Origin of the sequence: Flavitalea plasmicola, from assembly GCF_030546645.1 — a bacterium.
Classification (GTDB): Bacteria; Bacteroidota; Bacteroidia; order Chitinophagales; family Chitinophagaceae; genus Puia.
The window spans coordinates 517,453-539,542 of record NZ_JAUOTO010000002.1; the positions used below are offsets into that span (position 1 = coordinate 517,453).

Annotated in this window: 18 protein-coding genes; 13 read left to right on the forward strand and 5 right to left on the reverse strand. The window is 52.4% G+C overall.

The features are described from left to right. From Q4E93_RS07365 to Q4E93_RS07420, 12 genes are all read left to right on the forward strand, one after another. Entirely contained in the window at positions 1-3,009 is a 3,009-nt protein-coding gene (locus Q4E93_RS07365) for a TonB-dependent receptor (protein WP_303583877.1), read from the forward strand. A 21-nt stretch (positions 3,010-3,030) separates the two neighbouring features. Next, a complete protein-coding gene (locus tag Q4E93_RS07370; RefSeq protein ID WP_303583879.1) occupies positions 3,031-4,389 on the forward strand; it encodes a hypothetical protein in 1,359 nt (452 codons plus the stop codon). A gap of 142 nt (positions 4,390-4,531) precedes the next feature. Continuing rightward, positions 4,532-5,938, forward strand: coding sequence for a hypothetical protein (locus tag Q4E93_RS07375; RefSeq protein WP_303583881.1), 1,407 nt, complete (start codon positions 4,532-4,534; stop codon positions 5,936-5,938). A 252-nt stretch (positions 5,939-6,190) separates the two neighbouring features. Further along, positions 6,191-7,609 (forward strand): hypothetical protein, encoded by a 1,419-nt coding sequence (locus tag Q4E93_RS07380; RefSeq protein WP_303583883.1) that lies wholly within the window; start codon positions 6,191-6,193, stop codon positions 7,607-7,609. 149 nt (positions 7,610-7,758) lie between these two features. After that, positions 7,759-8,619: an ABC transporter permease gene (locus Q4E93_RS07385; RefSeq protein ID WP_303583885.1), complete on the forward strand. Its 861-nt coding sequence runs from the start codon at positions 7,759-7,761 to the stop codon at positions 8,617-8,619. Between the two features lie 9 nt (positions 8,620-8,628). Continuing rightward, entirely contained in the window at positions 8,629-9,888 is a 1,260-nt protein-coding gene (locus Q4E93_RS07390; protein WP_303583887.1) for an ABC transporter ATP-binding protein, read from the forward strand. Further along, positions 9,885-10,808, forward strand: a complete 924-nt coding sequence (locus tag Q4E93_RS07395; protein ID WP_303583889.1) for a glycosyltransferase — start codon at positions 9,885-9,887, stop codon at positions 10,806-10,808. The genes Q4E93_RS07390 and Q4E93_RS07395 overlap by 4 nt, the downstream gene beginning before the upstream one ends. Positions 10,809-10,825: 17 nt before the next feature. After that, a complete protein-coding gene (locus tag Q4E93_RS07400; protein ID WP_303583891.1) occupies positions 10,826-11,713 on the forward strand; it encodes a hypothetical protein in 888 nt (295 codons plus the stop codon). Continuing rightward, positions 11,710-12,654: a hypothetical protein gene (locus Q4E93_RS07405; protein ID WP_303583893.1), complete on the forward strand. Its 945-nt coding sequence runs from the start codon at positions 11,710-11,712 to the stop codon at positions 12,652-12,654. The genes Q4E93_RS07400 and Q4E93_RS07405 overlap by 4 nt, the downstream gene beginning before the upstream one ends. Before the next feature lie 10 nt (positions 12,655-12,664). Beyond that, positions 12,665-13,684 carry a glycosyltransferase family protein gene (locus tag Q4E93_RS07410; protein WP_303583895.1) on the forward strand — a complete coding sequence of 340 codons (1,020 nt, stop codon included), beginning with the start codon at positions 12,665-12,667 and terminating at the stop codon, positions 13,682-13,684. Then, positions 13,681-14,496, forward strand: a complete 816-nt coding sequence (locus Q4E93_RS07415) for a glycosyltransferase family 2 protein (protein WP_303583897.1) — start codon at positions 13,681-13,683, stop codon at positions 14,494-14,496. Before Q4E93_RS07410 ends, Q4E93_RS07415 begins: the two co-directional genes overlap by 4 nt. After that, positions 14,454-15,434 carry a glycosyltransferase family 2 protein gene (locus tag Q4E93_RS07420; RefSeq protein ID WP_303583899.1) on the forward strand — a complete coding sequence of 327 codons (981 nt, stop codon included), beginning with the start codon at positions 14,454-14,456 and terminating at the stop codon, positions 15,432-15,434. Before Q4E93_RS07415 ends, Q4E93_RS07420 begins: the two co-directional genes overlap by 43 nt. On the opposite strand, the gene Q4E93_RS07425 is transcribed toward Q4E93_RS07420, so the two are convergent. From Q4E93_RS07425 to Q4E93_RS07440, 4 genes are all read right to left on the reverse strand, one after another. After that, complete coding sequence (locus tag Q4E93_RS07425) at positions 15,396-16,028, reverse strand: acyltransferase (protein ID WP_303583901.1); 633 nt, start codon at positions 16,026-16,028, stop codon at positions 15,396-15,398. The two genes, Q4E93_RS07420 and Q4E93_RS07425, sit on opposite strands and share 39 nt — an antisense overlap. Positions 16,029-16,051: 23 nt before the next feature. Next, complete coding sequence (locus Q4E93_RS07430) at positions 16,052-17,134, reverse strand: Wzz/FepE/Etk N-terminal domain-containing protein (protein ID WP_303583903.1); 1,083 nt, start codon at positions 17,132-17,134, stop codon at positions 16,052-16,054. 9 nt (positions 17,135-17,143) lie between these two features. After that, on the reverse strand, positions 17,144-19,618 hold the full coding sequence (locus Q4E93_RS07435; RefSeq protein WP_303583905.1) for an SLBB domain-containing protein: 2,475 nt from the start codon (positions 19,616-19,618) through the stop codon (positions 17,144-17,146). 65 nt (positions 19,619-19,683) lie between these two features. After that, positions 19,684-20,442 carry a glycoside hydrolase family 16 protein gene (locus Q4E93_RS07440; RefSeq protein ID WP_303583907.1) on the reverse strand — a complete coding sequence of 253 codons (759 nt, stop codon included), beginning with the start codon at positions 20,440-20,442 and terminating at the stop codon, positions 19,684-19,686. A 111-nt stretch (positions 20,443-20,553) separates the two neighbouring features. Between Q4E93_RS07440 and Q4E93_RS07445 the strand changes: the two genes are divergently transcribed. Continuing rightward, on the forward strand, positions 20,554-21,759 hold the full coding sequence (locus Q4E93_RS07445) for a hypothetical protein (protein ID WP_303583909.1): 1,206 nt from the start codon (positions 20,554-20,556) through the stop codon (positions 21,757-21,759). Here Q4E93_RS07445 and Q4E93_RS07450 read toward each other — a convergent pair. Then, on the reverse strand, positions 21,719-22,057 hold the full coding sequence (locus Q4E93_RS07450) for a hypothetical protein (protein ID WP_303583911.1): 339 nt from the start codon (positions 22,055-22,057) through the stop codon (positions 21,719-21,721). The genes Q4E93_RS07445 and Q4E93_RS07450 overlap by 41 nt on opposite strands. Positions 22,058-22,090: the final 33 nt, after the last annotated feature.

Here is a 22,090-nt window from a genome sequence, read left to right on the forward strand (position 1 = left end):
ATGCATCAACATATCAACAGGACCTGGATACGATTGTGCCTTTTGTCGCTTTGCACCTTCCAGCTCTCTCTCCTGGTATTTGCGCAAAAAGGGTCTGGGAAGCTCACCGGTAAGATCCAGGATGCCGCCACCAATGAAACGCTGGCCGGCGTAACCATCACGGCGAAAGGCCTCAAATACGGAACCACCACGATCACGGATGGAACCTACATTCTTTCCCTTCCCGAGGGCACTTATACCATACGGTATTCCTATACGGGACACAAAACAAAGGAGATCACCGGTGTAGTTATTAAGCCCGGGGAAAGCACTTTCCAGGATATCCTGCTGGAATCAGCCACCAAAGAGCTGCAAGGGGTGGTGGTCACGGCCAGTGCCAAAAAAGAATCGCAGTCCTCCGTCTACTCGGCCCAGAAACGCAGTGCGGCCATGTCGGACGGCATATCCCTGGAAGCTATTCGTAAAACACCCGACAACAACGCCGGTCAGATCCTCAAAAGAGTATCCGGGGTAAACGTACAAGACAATCGCTTTGTCGTGGTGAGGGGTCTTGGAGATCAGTATAACCAGACTACGCTGAACGGGGCTGTAATGACCAGCACGGAAACGAACCGGAATGCCTTTGCTTTCGATCTGATCCCCGCCGCCGTCCTGGATAATATCACCATTAATAAGACCGCCACACCGGATATGCCCGGCAACTTCGGAGGCGGCATTGTACAGATCAATACCAAGGATTTCCCTTCCACCGATTTTTTCTCCCTCCTTCTGCAGGGAGGATTTGCGGACGGCACCTATGGAAAGGATTTTTATGGCGACCGGCGAGGTAAAATGGAATGGCTTGGATACGGAGGGAGCATCCGCGATCTGCCAAAGGGCCTTCCCACCGGCGCGGGCAGGACTACCATCGCGGATCTGAGCCTGCAGGAAGAATATAGGTATTTAAAGCAGCTGCCCAATAACCTTGCGCCAATGAATCACGGACCTGCCAGGATCAATCCCACCGGACAATTGGGCTATGGCAAGACCATTAAATTCAAGGATGACACCCAGCTGGGCATCGTGGCTGCGCTTAACTACCGCAAGATACAGATCATTGAACAGGAGACCACTGTCAGAGACCCGCTGCTTTCCATCGGAGGCTCACCCCATGATACGATCCGCGGGTTTTCCTATTCCTTCAAAGACACCCGCTACCGTGGCACCGTCGAGTTCGGGGGAATCCTGAATATAGCCTATCGTTTTGGCAATAACAAGGTGTCACTAAAGAACTTCTATACCAATGTGTTCAACAGCACCTTTACCAGCCGCCCGGATATGATCATCAGCACGGAGGCATATACCCCAAACCCTCCTGTAGGAGGCAGACCCGAGAGGATATTGGGTTTGGGATATTATATCGAACAAAAAAGCATCCTGAACAGCATCCTGGGAGGCGAGCACAGGACAGGGAAAAACAATGAAACGAAATTGGAGTGGAATGTGAATACGACTGCCATTACAACCAATACCCCTGATCTCAGGAACTATGTGCTGACATACGACTCCGTAACCGGGAATTATTATACCAGCGCCAATCCCGCCGATCTCACCCAGGCGCTGGTGATCAACAGCAGGGCCTGGAGCCTTACTAAAGATCGCATATACGGGGGGGCATTCAATCTCACCACCCCCTTTGGTTTGCTGAACAATAAGCAGCTGTTGAAAGGCGGCATCCTCTTCCAGAACAGGGAAAGGAAAAACACCGGCACCGTGCTTCCCGTCTCCCATCTTGGCGGTCCGTCGATAGAAAGCCTGATGGCACCTTCCAGCTACGTTCCTTTTTATGGGGCGGGCATAGACGTGGGTACCGCAGCGTTGTTAGGCGGCAGCGGAAATTACAATTCGGGCAGCAGCCTGCTGGCGGCTTATGAAAGTCTTGAGAACACGATCCGAAAGAAGATCCGTATCATCTGGGGACTACGCGTGGAAAGCTACCAGCAGACGGTGAATTTGTATAGCCCGGTGTATTACAGCAATTTCGAGGACCCCGAGCTCCAGCCTCAAAAATTTGCGTCCCGGACAACCTTTAATTTCCTTCCCTCTGTAAATGCCGTCTATAGTCCCATCCCTGATATAAACATCAGAGGCGCCTATTCCAATACTGTCATCCGCCCGGACCTGAAAGACCTGGCCGATTACCAGCGCTATGACCTGGCATCCTTTTCTTTGGCCTCCGGCAACAGCCGCCTGAAAAGTACCTCTCTGCGCAACTATGATCTCAAGTTCGAGTGGTTCCCTTCTTCCGGAGAGATCATTTCATTTTCCGCCTTCTATAAAAATATACAGGACCCTATCGAGTATGCCCGTGCCGATCTGGGCAACGACTATAGCACCAAATACGCCATCAACAGCGGGAAGGCCTATGTAAAGGGCCTGGAAACAGAGTTCAGGAAAAAGCTCGATTTCATACCCTTCGCGCCCTGGCTGGCCCATATTACCATTTTCGGCAACGCATCCATCATCCGGTCGAAAGTGTCGGGCAAGCAGATCAATAGCTTTGTGCTCAGCAGCTTCAGCGAACACACGCTCACCGGCCAGCCGGATTATATCATGAATGGAGGCGTTAGCCTGCTGGCATTCAACAACAGTTTTGAGATCACGGCTTCCTATAATAAAACAGGTGATTATATCAATGAATTGGGAACCTCCGATCTGGCGGTGCATCTTGCCAATGGTGTAAATATTCCCATGGTTCCACACTACCGGGTGAGATCCAGGGATATGGTCGACCTGGTCCTGGGCCAGTCCTTGTTTAAAAATAAATGTAAGCTGAAACTGAATGTGATCAATTTGCTGAAAAAAAGATATATTCTATACCAGGACCTCAATGGCAATAAGAAGTTCGACACCCCTGTGACCGTTAAGCCAGGCGGCAAGACGACCAATTATCTCGCCGGTGTCGATAATACGCCCATCAGCATCGATCCCCAAAGAGCCTATTCATTTTCGGTTTCTTACACATTTTAAGAATTCCAAATGACTACAAACATGTCGCAAAATAAAAATAAGTTCCTGGTTCCCGTCATCCTCCCGTTGCTGATGCTGTACGGGCAAGCCTGTAAAAAATATTCGCCATTCATAAAAAGGGCCAAGCCGGAAATAACGATCGCAGGAAATGACAGCAGACTGGCGGGAAAATCAATCCATCTTTTCCAGGATACGGTGTATATCCTCACCACCTGGCTGGCCAGGGATAGCGGACAGGACCTTATCATCGACGCGGGCACGCTGATTAAAGTCGATGATAATATTTCCATCATTATCGGGCAAGGAGCGACCATTCAGGCAAACGGCACCGCCACGGCCCCCATCGTTTTTACAAGCACCGCCTATGCCGGCACTGCAGGCGTCGGCATATCAGGCAACAACACCAATGCCGGCCATCGCTGGAACGGCCTTTGGATCTATGGCAATTCGGGCGCCCCGTCGTCCGCCACCTCGGGGACATTACATTATGTGAGGATCGAATTTGCCGGGGGGTACCAGGGTGATGTAACAGCAGGGCTCTATTTGCATAATGTTTCGAAGACCACCAGCATCGAGCATGTACAGGTGAGCTACTCCTACCTGAACCCGTCGTTCGAGTTTGCGGGAGGGGATTGTGATGCAAAGTACCTGGCCTCTTATGCATCCGTTGGCTCCGACTTCTATCTGCACCAGGGATATACGGGACGACTGCAATATATTTTAGCCTATCGTCACCCTTATTTTCCGGATAACCAGAGCAGCTATTACCCGGGCGACGCCCTGGCGGGTATGCTGATCCGTGACGACACGACCTTGCCGTCCATCTCCAACCTGACAGTGCTGGGACCCGACCCGGCGCAGACAAGCAGCAAATATTCGGAAACAGGTCATCGTGCAGCCGGCTTCGTTGCTTTGGGCGGCGCAAAGTTCCATATCAGGAATTCCGTGGTCCTCAGCTTCCCCAAAGCAGGATGGTACCTGGACGATGCCGCCGTGGCGACGGCCATTTCCAATGGACAAGCCGATCTCACCTGGTCCATCGTTCACTGTACTGACAGCTCAGGAGCATTCTACCTGAAGCCGGGCACCTTTGGCACAGCCACCTCCGCCGACTTTAAACAATATATGCTCCAAACCCCGTTTGGAAACCAGCTGCTGTTGAACACCAATGATCTGGTGCTGACGGATCCTTTCAATTATGACCGGCACCCGGACCCCATGCCGAAGACAGGATCTCCTTTGCTGACTGGCGCCCATTTCGATGCTCCCTTTGATGATGCCTTCTTTAATAAAGTGGATTACCGGGGGGCATTGGGCACTGACAATTGGTTGAAAGACTGGACTAATTTTCTTCCCCTGCAAACAAATTATAATAACTAGGAGATCGCTTAACACTAACATCTCTTTCTGTTAATATCGTGTTAATGATCCGGTCATGTTGCCTTACTAACTTCATCCAACATTCGAAAATAGTCAGTGTAAGTACAATCAAACCTTTCCATTAATTTAAAACCTTCATTAGATGAAAAAAATCATTTTCGCCTTCTTAGGCGTAGCTACGCTTTTCACTGTCTCCTGCAAAAAAGATGGATTTCACGAGAGCAAAGAACTGGTGTCCGGCGGCGCTTCCGGCGTCGACACACTGGTAGGAACGATCTCCCATGACACAACGGTGGTAAGAACCACTTATCTGAAAGGCATCGTATACGTTGCCCCCGGCGCGACTTTGCGGATCAACGCCGGTGTCACGATCAAGGGCAGCCCCGGTGGCGTTGCTCCCGATACGATCAACCTTGCCAATAATAAAGGTACCCTGGTCGTTGAAAAAGGCGCGAAGCTGATAGCCAATGGTACGCCCACTTCACCTATCGTCTGGACTTCTACGGCTGCAGCCGGCTCCCGCCATTTCGGCGACTGGGGTGGCGTCATCCTGTTGGGGAATGCTACTATTCACACTGCTACCGGTGCAACCACCAATACTTTCGAAGCACTTCCTTCTTCTGATCCCCGTAACAGCTATGGCGGCACCAATGACGCTGACAATTCCGGCTCCATGACTTACAATCGCCTGGAATTCGGCGGTGGCGTGATCGCCAAGCCTAACCAGGAAGTCAACGGTCTGACTTTCTGCGGCGTGGGTAATGGCACCGTGATCAATCACGTTGAGGTCACCAACTCCGGCGATGACGGGTTCGAATGGTTTGGCGGCGCCGTCAATTGTGACCACCTGGTCGACTTCAGCCCCAAAGACGACGAATACGACTTTGATGAAGGCTACCATGGTAAGCTGCAGTTCATCATCGCATACCGGCTTAACATCAATGACAATTCGGGCTCCCATTGCATCGAGACGGACAATGATGCCAGCGCAACGAATGGCAATCCTCATACGCTGCCCTTCATCGCCAACGCTACTTTCATCGGACCTGCCGACACCACCAGCGGCGTCGGACCCGGCAACTACTATGACGGCGAGATCTTCTTCAGAAGGAACAGCCGCCTGAGACTGCTGAACAGCCTCATCGTTGCCCAGGCACAGCCATGGGCCGTAGTGAGCACACCTACTACCAAGCCACTGGTTGCCAGCGCATTTAATCTGACCACCGATTCCGTACTCATCGCTTTCAACATTTTCCAGACCAATGGCTCGCATGCCGTTGTCACTTCCAGCATCGAAGGCAATCCTTCCGTAGTCACCGACGACGCGACTACGCTGGCCAAGCTGGGCGGGCTGAGCAACTCCTCACTGAGCACCTTTGCAGATTTCAAGCTGGACGGGGCCCTGGCTCCTACCACCGGATCTCCTGCTCTCAGCGGCGGTGTTAACTTATCCGCTTCCGGATTTGTAGGCACTACGCAACGCGGTGCTGTTATCACCAGTGACCTGTGGACTTCCACTGGTACCTGGCTTTCTACTGCTACCAACTAGTCTTTCGAAGACATGCTGATTATTTTCGAATGCCCTTTTTGAGGGATGCCTCGTCGTGTCGACGGGGCATCCTTATTTGTTGATAAAATTATTTAGTTAACATTAACGTTCCTTTATGATAATACTGCGTTAATCATTCGATCATGTTGGCACTCTACCTTCACGTCCTTATTCGAAACGTAATTCTCCGCATTCTCCGATCCACCCTAAAAACTGACCTTAATTTCAAACCAATTAATTAAAAATCGACAAATGAAAAAGCTCATTTTCGCATGCATGGGTGTAGCTGTGATCTTCGCCAGCTCCTGTAAAAAAGACGGATTTCACGAGAGCAAAGAACTGGTGTCCGGTGGCGCTTCGGGCGTTGACACACTGGTAGGAACGATCTCCCATGACACAACGGTTGTAAGGACTACTTACCTGAAAGGCATCGTGTATGTTGCCCCCGGCGTAACTTTGCGGATTAACGCTGGTGTAACGATCAAGGGCAGCGCTGGTAGTGTTGCACCTGACACGGTCAACCTCGCCAATAATAAGGGTACCCTGGTAATTCAGAAAGGCGCCAAGATCATTGCCAATGGCACGCCCACTTCACCTATCGTTTGGACTTCTACCAAGCCTGCCGGCTCCCGTCATTTCGGCGACTGGGGCGGTCTTGTCCTCCTGGGCAATGCTACAATCCACACGGCTACCGGCGCGACCACGAATACTTTCGAAGCGCTTCCCTCTTCTGATCCCCGCAACAGCTATGGCGGCACCAACGATGCCGACAATTCAGGCTCCGTCACTTACAACCGTTTTGAGTTCGGTGGCGGCGTGGTTCTCAAGCCCAACCAGGAAGTTAATGGCGTTACTTTCTGCGGCGTAGGCAACGGCACCGTGTTCAACCACGTTGAAGTCTCCAACTCCGGCGACGACGGTTTCGAATGGTTCGGCGGTTCTGTTAACTGCGACCACCTGCTGGACTTCAGCCCTAAGGATGACGAATACGACTTCGACGAAGGCTACCATGGCAACCTGCAGTTCATCATCGCTTACAGACTCAATATCAATGACAACTCCGGTTCTCATGGTATTGAAAGCGACAACGATGCCAGCGGTACAGCTGTTGGTCCTCATACGCTGCCTTTCATCGCCAACGCTACTTTCATCGGCCCTGCTGATACGGCCAGCGCAACGGGTGACGGCAACCACAACTACTATGACGGAGAGATCTTCTTCAGAAGAAATTCCCGCCTCCGCCTGGTAAACAGCCTGATCATTGCACAAGCACAGCCCTGGGCAGTCGTAAGCACGCCTACTACCAAGCCTTTGGTTGCCAAGAATGCTTCTTTGTCTGATTCCGTGCTGATCGCTTACAACATCTTCCAGACAAACTCAGCTCATCCTATCGTTTCTTCCAGCATCGAAGGCAATCCTGCTGTCGTCACTGACGACGCGGCTACCCTGGGCAAGCTGGCTGGCCTGAACAACACCGCTCTTGGAGCTTTCGGCGATTTCAAACTGGACGGCGCCCTGAAGCCGCTGCCCGGCTCTCCCGCCCTCAGCGGTGGTGTTAACCTGGCTGCGCTTGGTCTGACACAGTTTGTCGGAACCACACAGCGTGGTGCAGTTCTCTCCACTGATGCCTGGACTACCACGGGTACCTGGCTCTCTACTTCTACTAATTAATGGCTGCTGATTACTTCGAATAAGTATCCGCTAAACCTCCTGGGGCCGTCGCTGACAAAGTGGCGGCCTCCTTTTTTATTCAAAGAGTTAACAAAAGGGTAAAAGCCGTCCGGCCGGATGGCCAGCGGATAGTCCTAACTTTAAATCGCATGAACCCGAACGCAATGAAAAGGACCTGGAGAGAGACCATTACGCCGCAAAAAAATATTTTCTCCCTGGATCTGAAAGAGATCTGGAATTACAGAGACCTTCTCTTCATCCTGGTCCGCCGGGATATACTCGCCATCTATAAACAAACTATACTGGGACCGCTGTGGTTCTTTCTTCAACCGCTGCTGACCACGTTCACCTTCGTCATTGTCTTTGCCCGGGTGGGCAATCTCTACCATTCCGACTTTCCCCCGCTGCTGTTCTATCTCAGCGGCCTGGTGCTCTGGGCCTATTTTTCGGAATGCGTGCTGCGCACCTCGACTTTTCTGCGCGATAACAACCCCATTCTCAGTAAGGTATACTTTCCCAGGCTCATCGTTCCCTTATCGCTGATCCTGACAAACCTGGTAAAGCTTTTCATTCAGCTGATCGTTTTCCTCCTGGTTTACACTTACTTCCTCATAAAGACGCCTACGGTCAGGCCCAACGCATATGCGCTCCTCTTTCCCTTGCTGATCCTGCTCATCGCCGGTCTCGGGTTGGGAGCGGGTATGATCATCTCCTCCCTTACCACCCGCTATAAAGACCTCAGCCACCTGACCACTTTTGGTGTCCAATTGCTCATGTTCGTATCCCCTGTCATCCTCCCGATGTCATCTTACGGCAACGGCAGCTACCGCCTGTTGATCCTGGCCAATCCTATGACGGGGATCATCGAAGCATTCCGGTACGGGTTCTCAGGGCAGGGTTATTTCAGCTGGGCGCTGCTGGGATACGACACGGCGTGCGTCATCTTGTTCATGAGCCTGGGTATCCTCACTTTCAATGCAGTAGAAAAAAACTTTATCGATAGCATCTAATCCGCGATCATGAAAAGCGACATTATTTCCGTAGAAGGCATATCGAAAATGTACAGGTTGGGAGAGATCAGCACCGGTACGCTCAGTCATGATCTCACCCGGTGGTGGGGTAAGCTCCGGGGAAGAACGGACCCATTCGAGCCGGTGGCCGAGGTGAACGACCGGCAAAAGAAGAGCCAGTCAGGTTTTGTCTGGTCGCTGAAGGACGTCGAATTTTCCGTAAAGGAAGGAGAAGTGTTCGGGATCATAGGCAAAAATGGCGCGGGGAAGTCCACCTTATTGAAGATCCTGTCCAAGATCACCCGGCCGACGAAGGGATTTGTGAAGATGGACGGCCGCGTGGCTTCCCTGCTGGAAGTAGGTACGGGCTTTCATCCCGACCTCAGCGGAAGGGAGAATGTCTTCCTGAACGGGGCCATCCTTGGCATGCGTAAACATGAGATCAAAAGCAGGTTTGACGAGATCGTTGATTTCTCTGGCATCGAGCGGTATATCGACACGCCGGTGAAGCGCTACAGCTCCGGCATGTATGTCCGACTGGCCTTTGCCGTTGCGGCGCATCTCCAACCCGAGATCCTCATCATCGACGAGGTGCTGGCGGTAGGAGACGCCGAGTTCCAGAAGAAATGCCTGGGTAAGATGCAGGATGTCTCGCTGCGGCATGGGAGGACGGTGCTTTTTGTAAGCCACAATGTGGTAGCCATTAAACATTTATGCAGCCGGGGGCTGCTGCTGGACAAAGGCCAGGTACAGCGCATCGGAACGGTGGACCAGATATTGGAAAGCTACCAGGGGCCGGAGACGGATGCCGAGAACGGGGTGAGGGGCGTTTATCCGGACAACGAGCTGGGTTTCTTTACAGAGTGGAGGCTGGAGGGGCAGACGTCCTCCGATGCGCATAGCTGCTATACGCGGGAGGAATGTTGTATCGTCTTTACTTTCCGTGCGTTGACGCGGCTGACCCGATGCGAGCTCAATTTCAGGATACTGCAAAACGATGGCAGCTCGTTGCTGTATGTGAACAGCATGGATTTCTTCGGAAGCCAGTTCGCGCTGGAACCCGGGGATCATCAGCTGCGGATCCATTTTGCCCTGCCTGTGAGCAAGGGACGTTATGTCATCGAAGCGGGTGTGTATGCCGACAAGTGGATCGACATCTGGCATACGACCACGCGCCTCACCGTGCTGGATACCTTCGAAGGGCATGCAAGGGACAGTGCGGCAGGCATACTGAACATTAAAACAACTTTTAGCATCACTGCCGTATGATATCCATCATCATCTGTTCTGTGAACAAGGAGCTGCTGTCAAGGCTGGAGCTGCATATAGCCGGCACCATCGGCGTGCCTTACGAGGTGATCGCTATCGACAATTCGGGAAACAGATATGGCATCTGCGCGGCTTACAACGAGGGCGCAGACCGTGCACAATTTCCCATCCTTTGTTTTATGCACGAGGATATTTCCTTTGAGACCAGGGACTGGGGGCAAAAGATATGCAGACACCTGGATGATCCCGCTATCGGTCTGCTGGGTGTTGCCGGCGGGGATGCGAAGAGCCGGGTACCCTCCTCGTGGAGCCTGCCTGTCGGAAGTAATCATATTAACCTGGTGCAGCATTATAAGCAACAGGGGATGGCTGCCGATCGGATCCGTACGACCAACATTGGAGCTGATGCCAGCAGGGCAAGGGTCATTGCCGTAGACGGGGTGTGGCTTTGCACAAGGAAGGACGTATTTGATCAATTCAGGTTTGACGAACAAATGTTCCCGGGCTTCCATGGCTATGACATCGATTATTCGCTGCAGGTGAATACGAAGTATCATGTGTACGTGGTATTCGATGTGCTGATCCATCACTATTCTGAGGGGAGGCCGGACAGGAAATGGATGGAAAGCGCCTGTCTTGTCAGTAAAAAATGGAAGCATCTGCTTCCTCTTTCAGTGGATGAGGTCCCCGAGAAAGTTTATTTCCTTCATCACTGGCATGCCATGCATGTCTTCCTCAGGAAATTGTGGGAGCTGGACTACACCTATGTCCGGATCGTGTATTACCTGTGCGCTTATTCTTTTTCCAAATATTTCAACCTGCGGCGATTCCTCTCCATGTGGAAGTTTACGATCGAATGTCAGCTGGGGAGGACGGGTTCACAAAAACTTAATGTTCCCGCCATACGGGAGCAACATTAAATAGTTACTTTTCGAATATGACAAATCCTTTAGAGACGCCGGTCCTGCTGCTGGTATTCGCCAGGCCTGCCGCTACGAAGCTCGTCTTTCAGGAGATCCGGAAGGCCAGGCCCCGCAAGCTTTATATTGCCGCGGATGGCCCGGTGCAGGGCAATCCTGGCAGCGCTGAGAAATGCGCCCGGGTGAGAGAAAGCGTGGCACAGGTGGATTGGGACTGCGAGGTGCGGACTTTGTTCAGGGAAACCAACCTGGGCTGCAGAGCTGCTGTCAGCGAGGCGCTCCATTGGTTCTTTTCACAAGAAAATGAAGGCATCATCCTGGAAGACGACTGTCTGCCCGGCCAGTCCTTCTTTTCCTTTTGCGAAAGCATGCTGGAAAAATACCGTAACGACAAAAGGGTCATGCATATATCGGGCACCAATCTGCAATTCGGACAGAAGCGAGGGGATGCTTCCTATTATTTCTCTTCCATCCCTTCGGTGTGGGGATGGGCGGCCTGGAAAAGAAGCTGGGAGCAATACGACGTGCAGATGAGCCTGTACCCGGAGTTCAAAGCCTCGGGGCTGATAAAAACCATCCTGCCGGATGAACGCGTCGCTGCGCATGTCATGCATGTGCTCCAGATGAACTACGAGGGGAAGATCAGCACATGGGATCATCAATATGGTTTTTCCCTTGTCATTAATAACGGGCTGTGTATCGTACCCAATGTCAACCTTATCAGTAACCTGGGCTATTCGAAGACAGACGATCCCCTGGCTGCCGACAACTACCTGCTATCCAGGATCCCCGTGGAGGAGATAACATTTCCTTTGACGCATCCAGTATTTTTCGTTCCTGATAAGGAAGCAGATCTTTTCCAGGCGCAGCTGGATGTATTCGACTTCAAAAAACACACCGCATGAGCACCACCAAATCGCCCGTCCTGCTCCTTTTGTTCAATCGCCCGGACCGCACGGCAAGGGTATTCGATGCGATCAGGAGATATGGTCCTCAGCGATTGTATGTTGCGGGCGATGGTCCCCGTGCCACCGTCCCCGAAGATGCGGCGAACTGCCAGGCGGCAAGGGCCGTCGTCAGCCCTGACTGGGAATGCCAGGTACAAACCCGCTACAGCGATACCAACCTGGGGTGCAAAAAGGCGGTGAGCAGCGCTATCACCTGGTTCTTTCAGCAGGAAGAGGAAGGCATTATCCTGGAGGACGATTGCCTGCCAGGAGAGACATTCTTCTATTACTGCCAGGAATTGCTGGAAAGGTACAGGCACGATGACCGGGTCATGCATATCGGCGGCTCCAACCTGCAGTTTGGCAGGCAGAGCGGCAGCGCCAGCTATTATTTTTCCAGCATTGCTTCCATCTGGGGCTGGGCTGGCTGGAGACGTGTATGGGAAAAATATGATCCCGCCATGTCCCTGTTTGAAAAGTTCGAAAAGACCCGGCTGATGGAATCCGTCTTTCCCGACCGACACACAGCCGAATGGTGCCTTGCCATGACAAGGCAGGTGTACGAAGGCCGGATCGATACCTGGGATTATCCGCTGGCCTTTTCCATCATGATCAACAATGGGCTGTGCATCACCCCCAACGTGAACCTGGTAAGCAATATAGGATTTGGCAGTGGGGGAACCCGCACCACCAATGAAAAAGATATCCATGCCAATATTCCTATCCGGGAATTGGGCGAGATGGTGCATCCCAGGTTCTTTATTCCGGACAGGGCCGCTGACCTTTACCAGCTCTCTCATTCCATACCGAAGGCGCCCGTGGTACCTCAACGCCGGGGAATCCTGGAACGAGCGATGGCAAAGGCGAAAACATCTGTGAAAAAGTTCCTTCATTCCTGAAGACATTACTATGAGTAAAATAATATTTACCCTTTGCAGCAACAATTACCTGGCACAGGCAAAGGTCCTGGCAGCATCCGTCAGGCAACACCAGCCTGGCTGGAAATTCGTTTTGGGTTTGGTGGATACGAAGCTGGAACAAGTGGACTACCTGTCCTTTGGCTTCGAAGTGGTGACTGCCGCAGACATAGAGCCGGCGATGCAGCAGCTGGCTGAAAAATATTCGATCATCGAGCTGAACACCTGCCTCAAACCGGCATTCTTCCTTTATTTCTTCCAGCAACGGCAGGCGCAGCATGTCGTGTACCTTGACCCGGATATCAGCCTGTACAGTCCCCTCCGGGAAATGGAAATATACTTTCTTGCCGGGGATATCATCCTCACCCCCCATGTCGTCACACCCATCCCATTGGATGGGCGAACACCGGGAGAAAAGCTCTTCCTGAACTATGGCCTTTATAACCTGGGGTTCCTGGCCCTGAAAAAAAGTCACAATACCGAGCGGTTCCTGTACTGGTGGAAAGAAAGGACGTATGCGCAGGGGTATGACCGGCCTGCGGAAGGCCTGTTCACCGACCAGCTGTGGATCAACCTCGTTCCTATTTATTTCCCCCGTGTAAAAGTACTGAGGCATACCGGTTATAATATGGCGCCATGGAACCTGCATGAGCGATACCTGGAGGACATCGGAGGGGAATTCCGGGTAGCCCCAAAAAAGAAATTGGTATTCTTTCATTTCAGCGGATTTGACCTGCAGCAGAACAGGCTGCACAAAGATTACTCCCGCTTCCATCCCGACCAGCGTCCCGACCTGCGGAGGTTATACGACGATTATGGCATGAGGCTGCGGGAAGAGGATCATGCATTTTATTCATCCCTGCCTTGTTATTACAGGGAGGTCCGGAATATATTCCTTCGCCGGGAGACTATCGAGCCTGTGAATGGCAGTCCGAACAGGTTGATCCGACGGATCAAGAAGATGATGCCTTCCGGATTGAAGAGGGCGACCCTTAACCTGATCAAAGCATGACGAGGGATTGGCCACGGATATCCGTCATTACGCCCAGCTATAACCAGGGACAATATCTTGAACAGACCATCCTGTCCGTATTGTCGCAGAACTATCCCCACCTGGAATATATTATTATAGACGGAGGCAGCACGGACGATTCGGTACAGATCATCCGTAAATATGCCGATCGGATCAGCCGCTGGGTCAGCGAGCCCGACTCAGGACAAAGTGAAGCGCTGGAAAAAGGCTTTGCCCTTGCTACGGGGGAGATTGCCGCCTGGATCAATTCCGATGACTACTATGAGCAGGATGCCCTTTATAAAGTGGCCCGGGCATACCAGGAACAGCCCTTCTCATTTTATTGCGGCACCTGCCGCATGGTGGATCCTGAAGGGAAGCAGCTGCGCGTACTTCATACCCCGCAGGTCACGCACAGGACATTGACACAGTACTGGAAACCGCACTTTTGCCCGCCGCAGCCTTCCATCTTTTTCCGGAGGGGGGTGCTGCATGAGCTCGGCGGCCTTGACAGGAGCCTTCATTACGCCATGGACTTCGATCTCTGGCTCAGGGCCAGCAGGAAATATTCATTTCGTCATACCACCGAAAATTTATCCTATTACAGGGTCCATACGGATTCCAAAACGGGCTCTCCCGGCGGGCTGGGAAAATTCATCCCGGAATGGAAGCAGCTGATCGAAAGAAGCCTGCGGGAAAGGACACTGCCCGAGAGAGGACGGTATCATGTTGATGAAAATATATTTCTACTGAAAAAGATCATCCGGCAATGGTGGAAGAGATTGACAGCAAGGGCATCCGTATCTCCGTAGTCATTCCATGCTATAACTACGGGCAATATCTGCCGGAGGCATTGGAAAGCCTCCGTCGGCAAAGCTTTACCCAATGGGAATGCTGGGTCGTCGACGATGGGTCCACGGATGAGACGGCTGACATCGTACAAAGCATGATGGGTGGCGATCCCAGGATCCATTACGTCTTCCAGGAGAACAGCGGCCAGCCGGCGGCCAGGAATACAGGATTGCTGCATGCCCGGGGCGACTGTATCCAATTCCTCGATGCCGACGACCTCCTGGAGCCGGAGAAATTCAGCCGGCAGCTGGCCTACCTGGATGAGCATTCCGCCACAGATGTCGTTTATGGAGCCGTTCGTTATTTTAGCGAGGATGCACCGGGGATCCTTTTACTCAACCGGTGGGGCGACCCCATGAAGGATTGGATGCCCCGCATATCCGGGAGGGGGGGGCCATTAATACGGGCAGTCGTGGAAGGGAATATTTTCGAGCTGGGCTGTGGCCTGTTCCGGAAGGCGGCCATCGACCGCATCGGCCCTTTTGATACCCGGCTGCAGGGGGTGGAGGATCATGCGTATCTTTTCCGTGCCGCCATCTCGGGGCTTCATTTCCAATACCTGGAAGGGGACCACACCCGGACATTGATGCGGCACCATCCGGGAAGCTACAGCAAGAGCCGTATCGTCATGTATAAAAAGGACCTGCTCCTTCGCCGGAGCATGGCGGCAACTTTGCGGCAGCGGGGAGACCGGCTGCTGCTGGAGGTGAATGCGCTTCATTACGGCCGGCGGCTCCGGAGGCTGCAGGATCATTTCATCGATCAGGCTATAAAGCAGCACCGCATCAGCCGCGGGGAAATGAAATGGGTCTGGTCTCACTCCAGCCTGCGGCAGAAGCTCTATTTTTTTCCCCGAATGTTAAAGGCCCTCGGCGGGCGGATCAATCCATTTTTTTAATTCAGGCGAATATGTTTTCACCAGCACCGCCGGGTTACCGCTGATGAGGCTATAGTCCGGAAAGGAGCGGGTGACCACTGACTGTGCGCCTACGACACAATACTTACCCAGGGTAACGCCGGCCAATATGCATACATTGATCCCAATTCCTGAATAAGCGCCGATCTTCACATACCCTCTCGATATCAGCCTCCTTTTACGAATAGGCACGCCTTCTTCGGGCGTGATGCTGTGGATATGGTCCGACACATACAGGAAATCGGCTGTCTCCACCCCATCTTCAAAGATGATCTTATTGACGGCTGTGATGGAGGCATACCCGCCGATGAACACATCATTGCCGACGATGATCTGGGGGGTGAATTGCTGGTTGCTGTAAGGATAGTGATCATAAGCAGCGATCCACGCCTCCGGCCCCAGATAGGAGTTGTTGCCAAAGCTGATATATTGCTTGCCATCAATGGGCCTTCGCGGCCTGCCGATGGTGGTGCCCGTGCCTGTTTTGATCCCGAAATTAGGCGGCTCGGGGGCAGGAGGAGGTGGCGTGCCCAGGACCACTCTTTTCGCTAAGCGCAGCATTCTACGAACTAACATATCGTCGAAGTTTTAGTGTTTAGTCAGATCTTTTGTAACTGTATCCATATCTTTTTCCACAGAAAATAACCTATGACCAGCAGGGCGCCCAGGAAAAAACCGATCAGCGCAAATTTTATCCAACTGCTTCGCAGCACTTTCAGGGGAAGCACGGGCTGGTCCAGGTACTGGATCAGCGGCGTATCCCGCATGAGGGCTGTCTTGGCCGATTCCAGGCTCCTGGTCAGCTCTATGTATGAGGCCCGGAGGATCTGGATATCCGTCTGCTGCCGCTCGCGGGTAACCATGGGCAGCTGCCGGTTGGGATTAAAAAAAGCGTCCGCAAATTCCGCCCGGCCGTATAAGGCTATATTGTAAGCATGCCGGATAGAATCGGTCCGCTGCTGGATAAAGTCCACATTCATCTTAGCGCGCTCTGTCTTCTTTTCGATGTAATATTGCGTCACCGTGTGCATCAGCTCTTCCAGGAAGAATTTGGAGAACAGCTCGTGGGTGCTGGTGCAGAGGACGGAGATGATGGTGGTCCCCTTCCCTTTCTTATCGATCTTGAGATTCCGGTCGATCAGGGTCTCGTACATGGACCGCATGATACCATTCCCGAACAACGCCTCCTGTTTATCCGTCTTTTTTGCAAGGAAGTCGAGGTGATAGAAGCGGCTTTTCTTCATCCATTTTTCCCTATAGTCCAGGGAGTCCAGGAAAAAATCCGCCAGCAGGACATTTTTCCCTTCCACGTTGACTGTGCTGCGCAATGTCTTTTCGATAAGCAGCCGCGACATCATCAGCTCCGCGATATTGGTAGGACTGCTGAATACGCTTCCGGCATCGCTGCCAAGGCCCAGCTCCTCGCTCAGCTGCGAAATACCGCTCTTCGGTGACTGTGTAGCTTCCTCATCCAGCACAAATGTCATTTCAGCAACATACTGCGGCTTCTTAGTAAGGGCATAGGCAGCCCCTGCGATACCAAAGACGAGGGCCACGGCCAAAATGATCAGCCATTTGGACAATATATAGCGGCCTAATCCCTGTACCTGGAGAATAAACCTGCGGGGAGAAAATTCCTGGTACTCCCGGGGCTGTTCCTGATCGGAGCGGTTCGAGGTCATGTATATTGATTACTTAAATGCGATTACCAGTAAAGTGGCCAGGGTGACGACAAGCGATACGATCTCCAGGACCCGCAGCCGTTCACGCTCACGTTTCATCGGGACATAGATCTCGGCTCCGGGCCTCACCTTGGGATAATGCCTGAAGAAAAGAAAAGACTTTGTGCCTTTCACCGATCCGTTGGCATAGACGACGTAGGATTTCTTTTTCGCGGACCTTTCGCTGAAACCACCGGCGCCCAGGATATAGTCCTTAAATCCCAGTTCCTTATCATAGCGCACCAATGTAGGATAGAGCACTTCTCCGTTGACGCGTACGGTTTGCAGGAGCTTGGGAATGCGCAGGGTATCCCCGTCATTCAGCAGCAGGTCATATTCGGAGCCCGGATGGGCCATTATCTTTCCAAGGTCGATGCCGACATTGTCCGACTTCTTTTGCGCCATCCTCAGCAGATCGTTTTGCACGACAGCCGTTGATCCTCCCGCTTCATAGCTTTGCTTCAGCAGGTTGTTCAGTCCCTGTTCGATGTTGGACTGTTCCCCGCGGGAAAGATTCCGGGTACGCACCAGCACGGCTCCTTCGGGGTAGGCTTCCGGCGTAAGACCACCCGCTCGTTTGACCAGGTCCGAGATCCTGTCGCTTTTTGCTGCCAGCGTGTACTTCCCCGTGTAGATGGCCTCTCCTTCGATGACGGCGTTCTTTTGCACGGCATAGCCCGGCGCGGGGCGTATGACCACTTCATCGAAAGGGGAAAGAACGAGCTTGCCGAGTGAAGCGCTGTCCCGCAGGTCCGGCGTGATGTTCTGCTCATAGATGATCGCCGTCTTCCGGTTGGGAGCCTTCGGGTCCGCATCTTTCACTCTTCTGGAGATCTCTATCCGCTGTACGGAAGCGGATTCCTTCAACCCTCCCGCCAGGAGAATAAGGTCCTGTACGGTGATGCCCTCCTCATACAGGAAAACACCTGGATTGGCCACCTCTCCTTCCATACTTACATAATATCCTTCCTTGAGGTCAAACCTGGAGTAGAGCGTAATGCGATCCTCTTTTTTCAGCGGGATATCCGGCGTGGCTCCGCTGAACAGCTTTTCGGGTTCGAAGGAAATGATCTGCGGGCTCAGGTCATCTTTCAGGCGATGTATGATGGCGCGGTTGCCAAAGGCGTCTTCGCGGATGCCGTCCGCTTCCGCGATCAGGTCTTTTACCGTCATCCCCTCTTTCAGCTCGTATTCTCCGGGTCTGTAGACAGCTCCTTTGATGCTGACTCTGTTGGTGAACCTGTTCAGGATCTTTCCTATGATGTAATTGTCACCCCGTCTTGGAATGAGATTGTCAATCTTTGACTCGCTGACCGTTGTTACTTCGCGGTCTTTGGAGGTGTTGCGGAAGACCTGGATGCGGGCCGTATAGGCATTGTCCGTGAATCCGCCCGCATATCGTATCAGCGAGCCCAACGTCTCGCCCTTCATCACGTCGTACAGACCCGGCTTTTTCACCTCCCCCTTCAGCTCTACCCGGACGGCGTACGTGCTGATCCGGATGACATCCTGGTCCATGAGCCGGATGTCATGTTGTTTGCTGCCGGAGGTAAGGTATTGGTAGATGTCGATGGTCGACACGACGGCATTGTTGCGGATGACCTGGATATTCCTGTACGATCCGTTGAGATTGGGACCGCCGCAGGCATACAGGGCATTGTAAGCGGAGGCCAGGGAAGGCAGGGTATACGTGCCCGGGACTGTCGCCTCCCCGATGATGGTCACTTTGATACTGCGGATAGAGCCAAGGGTCACCTCCACGTTGGTTTTCCCCCCTCTGATGTCCGAATAGATAGTGGAAGCGAGTTTTTGGACGATGGCTCTTTTTGCCTGTTCGATCGTAAGACCATTCACCATGACGGCGCCGGCTACAGGGATCCTGATCTTTCCCTCGGGAGAGACCTTCAGCCTGTAATTGGCTTCCGAGTAGCCCGATACATCGATCAGCAGCTCGTCGTCAGCCGCCAGCTGATAGTTCTTCGGCGTAGGGATCCTCATATTCGGCTCGAAGCTGATGCGGGGATTGTTAAATACGCCCGCACCGAAATTCCTCATCTTCAGCGATGCGAACACTGCATTGAAATCCATCAGGGGCCGTTGCTCCAGTGCGCTGATGGAGTCGAGCTGCCGCCCTCCGGGAGCGGAGGCGGGAGGAGGGGGAATGTTATTGCCGACCCCCATGGCTTTCCGCATCGCCTGGACCCTATCCTTTAGCTTGACTACTTCCACAGGGCTCATACCCCGCTGAAGCGCAAGGTCCTCAATTTGTTCGTCCTTCATTCCAAGCCTGTCGGCTTCGACAACAAACCGCCGGACCTGGTCGTCCGTCAGCTCCTCCACCTTCACGTTGCCGAGGTCATCGAATGTTTGGCCATAAGCACAAGGCCGGGCTAAAAGGAACAGAAAAAGAAAAGCGGCGGATATAAGCGACTGTAAGGGCGACATGGAAAGTATTAAAGCCGTAAAGATTATCTATGTTAAGTGATTAACGAATTATCATTATATTAAATCTATCGGGCTCTCTTCTGATAAACCCTCACGTAGTCGATGACAAACCGGTCCGGGAGCCCTTTCTCATCCAATGGTCCGGCAGCGAGCTTGTTGACTCCCAGGCTCAGGACGATGAACTCCGGTACATGGGAGATATGGCTATTCCCTTTAAATGTTGGCAAACCATCCACAAAAGTCGTGTAGCCGTAAGGCGTCCACTCCAGGCCAAACGTGTGGAACCCGTCCTTTGTCGCCTGCATCAATCCCCAGACAGGCCCGGCAACCTGGTGAGCGGCTCCATAACCGCCATAATGGAGGGTGTGGGCCACGGCGTCCGTTCTCAGGTTGGGAAAATATTCAAAGATGTCCAACTCGGCTCCATTCGTCGCTGGCGACCCCTTTTCTTCTCCAATCCCAGGGGACTGAAGCCAGAATGCGGGGTAAAGCCCCTTTGTGCTTGTCAAAGAGGCCCTGCATTCGAAATAGCCGTATCGTATTTCGAAAAGACCGTTAGTCCCAATCATGCCTGTGAGGATGGAATCGCCGCTGTGCCGTGCTTCTATGATCAGAAAACCTTTTCCGTCCAGACGAATGGCGGCAGGGCTAAGATAGGCGTCATCCCTTTTTCCGGAACCCCGGTAGCACCATTTAGTTCTGTCGAGCGCCGCACCATTGAATTCATCAGACCATACGCGCTTATATGCCCTCACGGGAAGGTCTTTTTGCAGGGGCCGGGGCCCAGTGAGAAGCAAGGCAAGAAGAAGCGCTCTTGTCATCATTGCCCTGCAATTTAGGAGCCTTGTGTGATCGGGGTATTATCTTAGAGGAATTAACAAAATGATGATATTGGCTTTTTCCGGCAGGCGCAGAAAGTCATACTTTCAGGTCTGATGAAAAGATATTATCTCATAGATCACAGGATATTGTTCTTTTTCGGCTATGTATTTTATCTTTTTACGCCTTGCCTGGTGGGGATGACCAATGCTTTTCCCGGGTATCCGGGCATGGAGCTTTACCAGGGATTTTTCAGGCTGATACCGAAAGGCAAGCTGCTCCAATATATGCTGGTGACATTGTCGTGGCTACCGGCATTCTATCTCGGTCACTTCAGCTTCAGGCTTTTTGTCCACCATAAGAGGAACCTGCAGCTTTTCCCGGCTAACCCTACGACGAGGGCCGTGTCCTATGTCGGTCTGGCGTTGCTGTTGGTGCTGGCGCTCTTTGCTTACCTGGGGCGCGCCTCCCTGCTGGGCGGGTATGGATCTTATGATATTGCCGCCAGGGGTAAGATGTCCACGCTGCTGGTGATCTTCAACTTCTTTCTCTTATACCAGCTGCTCAGCACGCAAAAGCCGTCCGTCTTTCTTGTGACCGGCACCCTGCTGACGGGCTTGCTCCTCCTTTCCATGGGTGGCCGCATGTATGTCATTCAAACGTTCCTGATCTACCTGATCTATAAGACTTCGTTTGCGGCCAGGAGATGGCCGCTGTCCCGAATTGCGATTGTCCTCTTCGCAGGCTTCCTTGCGGGCAGCTTTATGGGGCTATGGAGAATGAATACAACCTTCAAATGGGACAGGGCCGCCTATTCCCTGCTGGCGGAGCCTGTTTTTACCTGGTTCAGCACCAGCACCTATCTTATTTCCAATGATATTCCCGTGGTAAGCATACCCTGGAATTTTCTCACTTCATTTTTGAACCTGATCCCTAACACGATCATCAGCTTTAAACCCTACCTGGTTTCCACGGGCAGCATGGTGAAAAATTACCAGAATCCACTGGGGGCCGACAGCGTATGGAGCACGATTGTCATCAATTTCGGAGCAGCCGGCTCTTTCCTGTTTATTTTTATAACGGGGTTTATGCTCAACCTGCTTCGGCATATTTCGGAAAGGAGCCGGTTCTGGGCGGTCTATTACATTTGTGTATGCGGGATGCTGCCCTTTCAATTCTTCCGGGACGGATTTTACATCATCCACAAGCAGTTGTACTTTAACTTCCTGCTCTTCCCTGCCCTTATTCTGATCGTTTTGAAAACAATACTCCTACTGCAGTCTAATTATAAGGCACCGCTAAATAAGCCCCACCTACACTGAAAGCGTTGGCGACCAGCTTTCCGTCAATGCGGATCTCCCAGTTATAAATGGTATCCGTGAAAGAGGCAGCGTTGACGGTGATCCCGATGCTGGTGCCGGGCTTTCGCCAGAATTCATAATGGAAGGCACCTGTATAGAGCTGGTCTTTCAGGAAGCCACTGGTGGAATCGATAAAATTCAATTTGAGATGGGTACCTGTTACCAGATAGGTTACATGTCTGGGACTAGTGTTCAGCGGCTTGTCCTTTTTGCAGGCAAAGGCAAGGGCAGCCAGGCAGATGAGTGGGAAGTGTTTCATGGTATGAAATAAAACTAGATAAAATTCATACCA

Excerpts from the sequence above, each read along its gene's own strand:
- Q4E93_RS07435 (WP_303583905.1), bottom strand. The coding sequence starts at position 19,618 with ATGTCGCCCTTACAGTCGCTTATATCCGCCGCTTTTCTTTTTCTGTTC.
- Q4E93_RS07410 (WP_303583895.1), top strand. The coding sequence starts at position 12,665 with ATGAGTAAAATAATATTTACCCTTTGCAGCAACAATTACCTGGCACAG.
- Q4E93_RS07415 (WP_303583897.1), top strand. The coding sequence starts at position 13,681 with ATGACGAGGGATTGGCCACGGATATCCGTCATTACGCCCAGCTATAAC.
- Q4E93_RS07375 (WP_303583881.1), top strand. The coding sequence starts at position 4,532 with ATGAAAAAAATCATTTTCGCCTTCTTAGGCGTAGCTACGCTTTTCACT.
- Q4E93_RS07420 (WP_303583899.1), top strand. The coding sequence starts at position 14,454 with ATGGTGGAAGAGATTGACAGCAAGGGCATCCGTATCTCCGTAGTCATT.
- Q4E93_RS07425 (WP_303583901.1), bottom strand. The coding sequence starts at position 16,028 with ATGTTAGTTCGTAGAATGCTGCGCTTAGCGAAAAGAGTGGTCCTGGGC.
- Q4E93_RS07395 (WP_303583889.1), top strand. The coding sequence starts at position 9,885 with ATGATATCCATCATCATCTGTTCTGTGAACAAGGAGCTGCTGTCAAGG.
- Q4E93_RS07450 (WP_303583911.1), bottom strand. The coding sequence starts at position 22,057 with ATGAAACACTTCCCACTCATCTGCCTGGCTGCCCTTGCCTTTGCCTGC.
- Q4E93_RS07370 (WP_303583879.1), top strand. The coding sequence starts at position 3,031 with ATGTCGCAAAATAAAAATAAGTTCCTGGTTCCCGTCATCCTCCCGTTG.
- Q4E93_RS07440 (WP_303583907.1), bottom strand. The coding sequence starts at position 20,442 with ATGATGACAAGAGCGCTTCTTCTTGCCTTGCTTCTCACTGGGCCCCGG.
- Q4E93_RS07385 (WP_303583885.1), top strand. The coding sequence starts at position 7,759 with ATGAACCCGAACGCAATGAAAAGGACCTGGAGAGAGACCATTACGCCG.
- Q4E93_RS07390 (WP_303583887.1), top strand. The coding sequence starts at position 8,629 with ATGAAAAGCGACATTATTTCCGTAGAAGGCATATCGAAAATGTACAGG.
- Q4E93_RS07405 (WP_303583893.1), top strand. The coding sequence starts at position 11,710 with ATGAGCACCACCAAATCGCCCGTCCTGCTCCTTTTGTTCAATCGCCCG.
- Q4E93_RS07380 (WP_303583883.1), top strand. The coding sequence starts at position 6,191 with ATGAAAAAGCTCATTTTCGCATGCATGGGTGTAGCTGTGATCTTCGCC.
- Q4E93_RS07430 (WP_303583903.1), bottom strand. The coding sequence starts at position 17,134 with ATGACCTCGAACCGCTCCGATCAGGAACAGCCCCGGGAGTACCAGGAA.
- Q4E93_RS07445 (WP_303583909.1), top strand. The coding sequence starts at position 20,554 with ATGAAAAGATATTATCTCATAGATCACAGGATATTGTTCTTTTTCGGC.
- Q4E93_RS07365 (WP_303583877.1), top strand. The coding sequence starts at position 1 with ATGCATCAACATATCAACAGGACCTGGATACGATTGTGCCTTTTGTCG.
- Q4E93_RS07400 (WP_303583891.1), top strand. The coding sequence starts at position 10,826 with ATGACAAATCCTTTAGAGACGCCGGTCCTGCTGCTGGTATTCGCCAGG.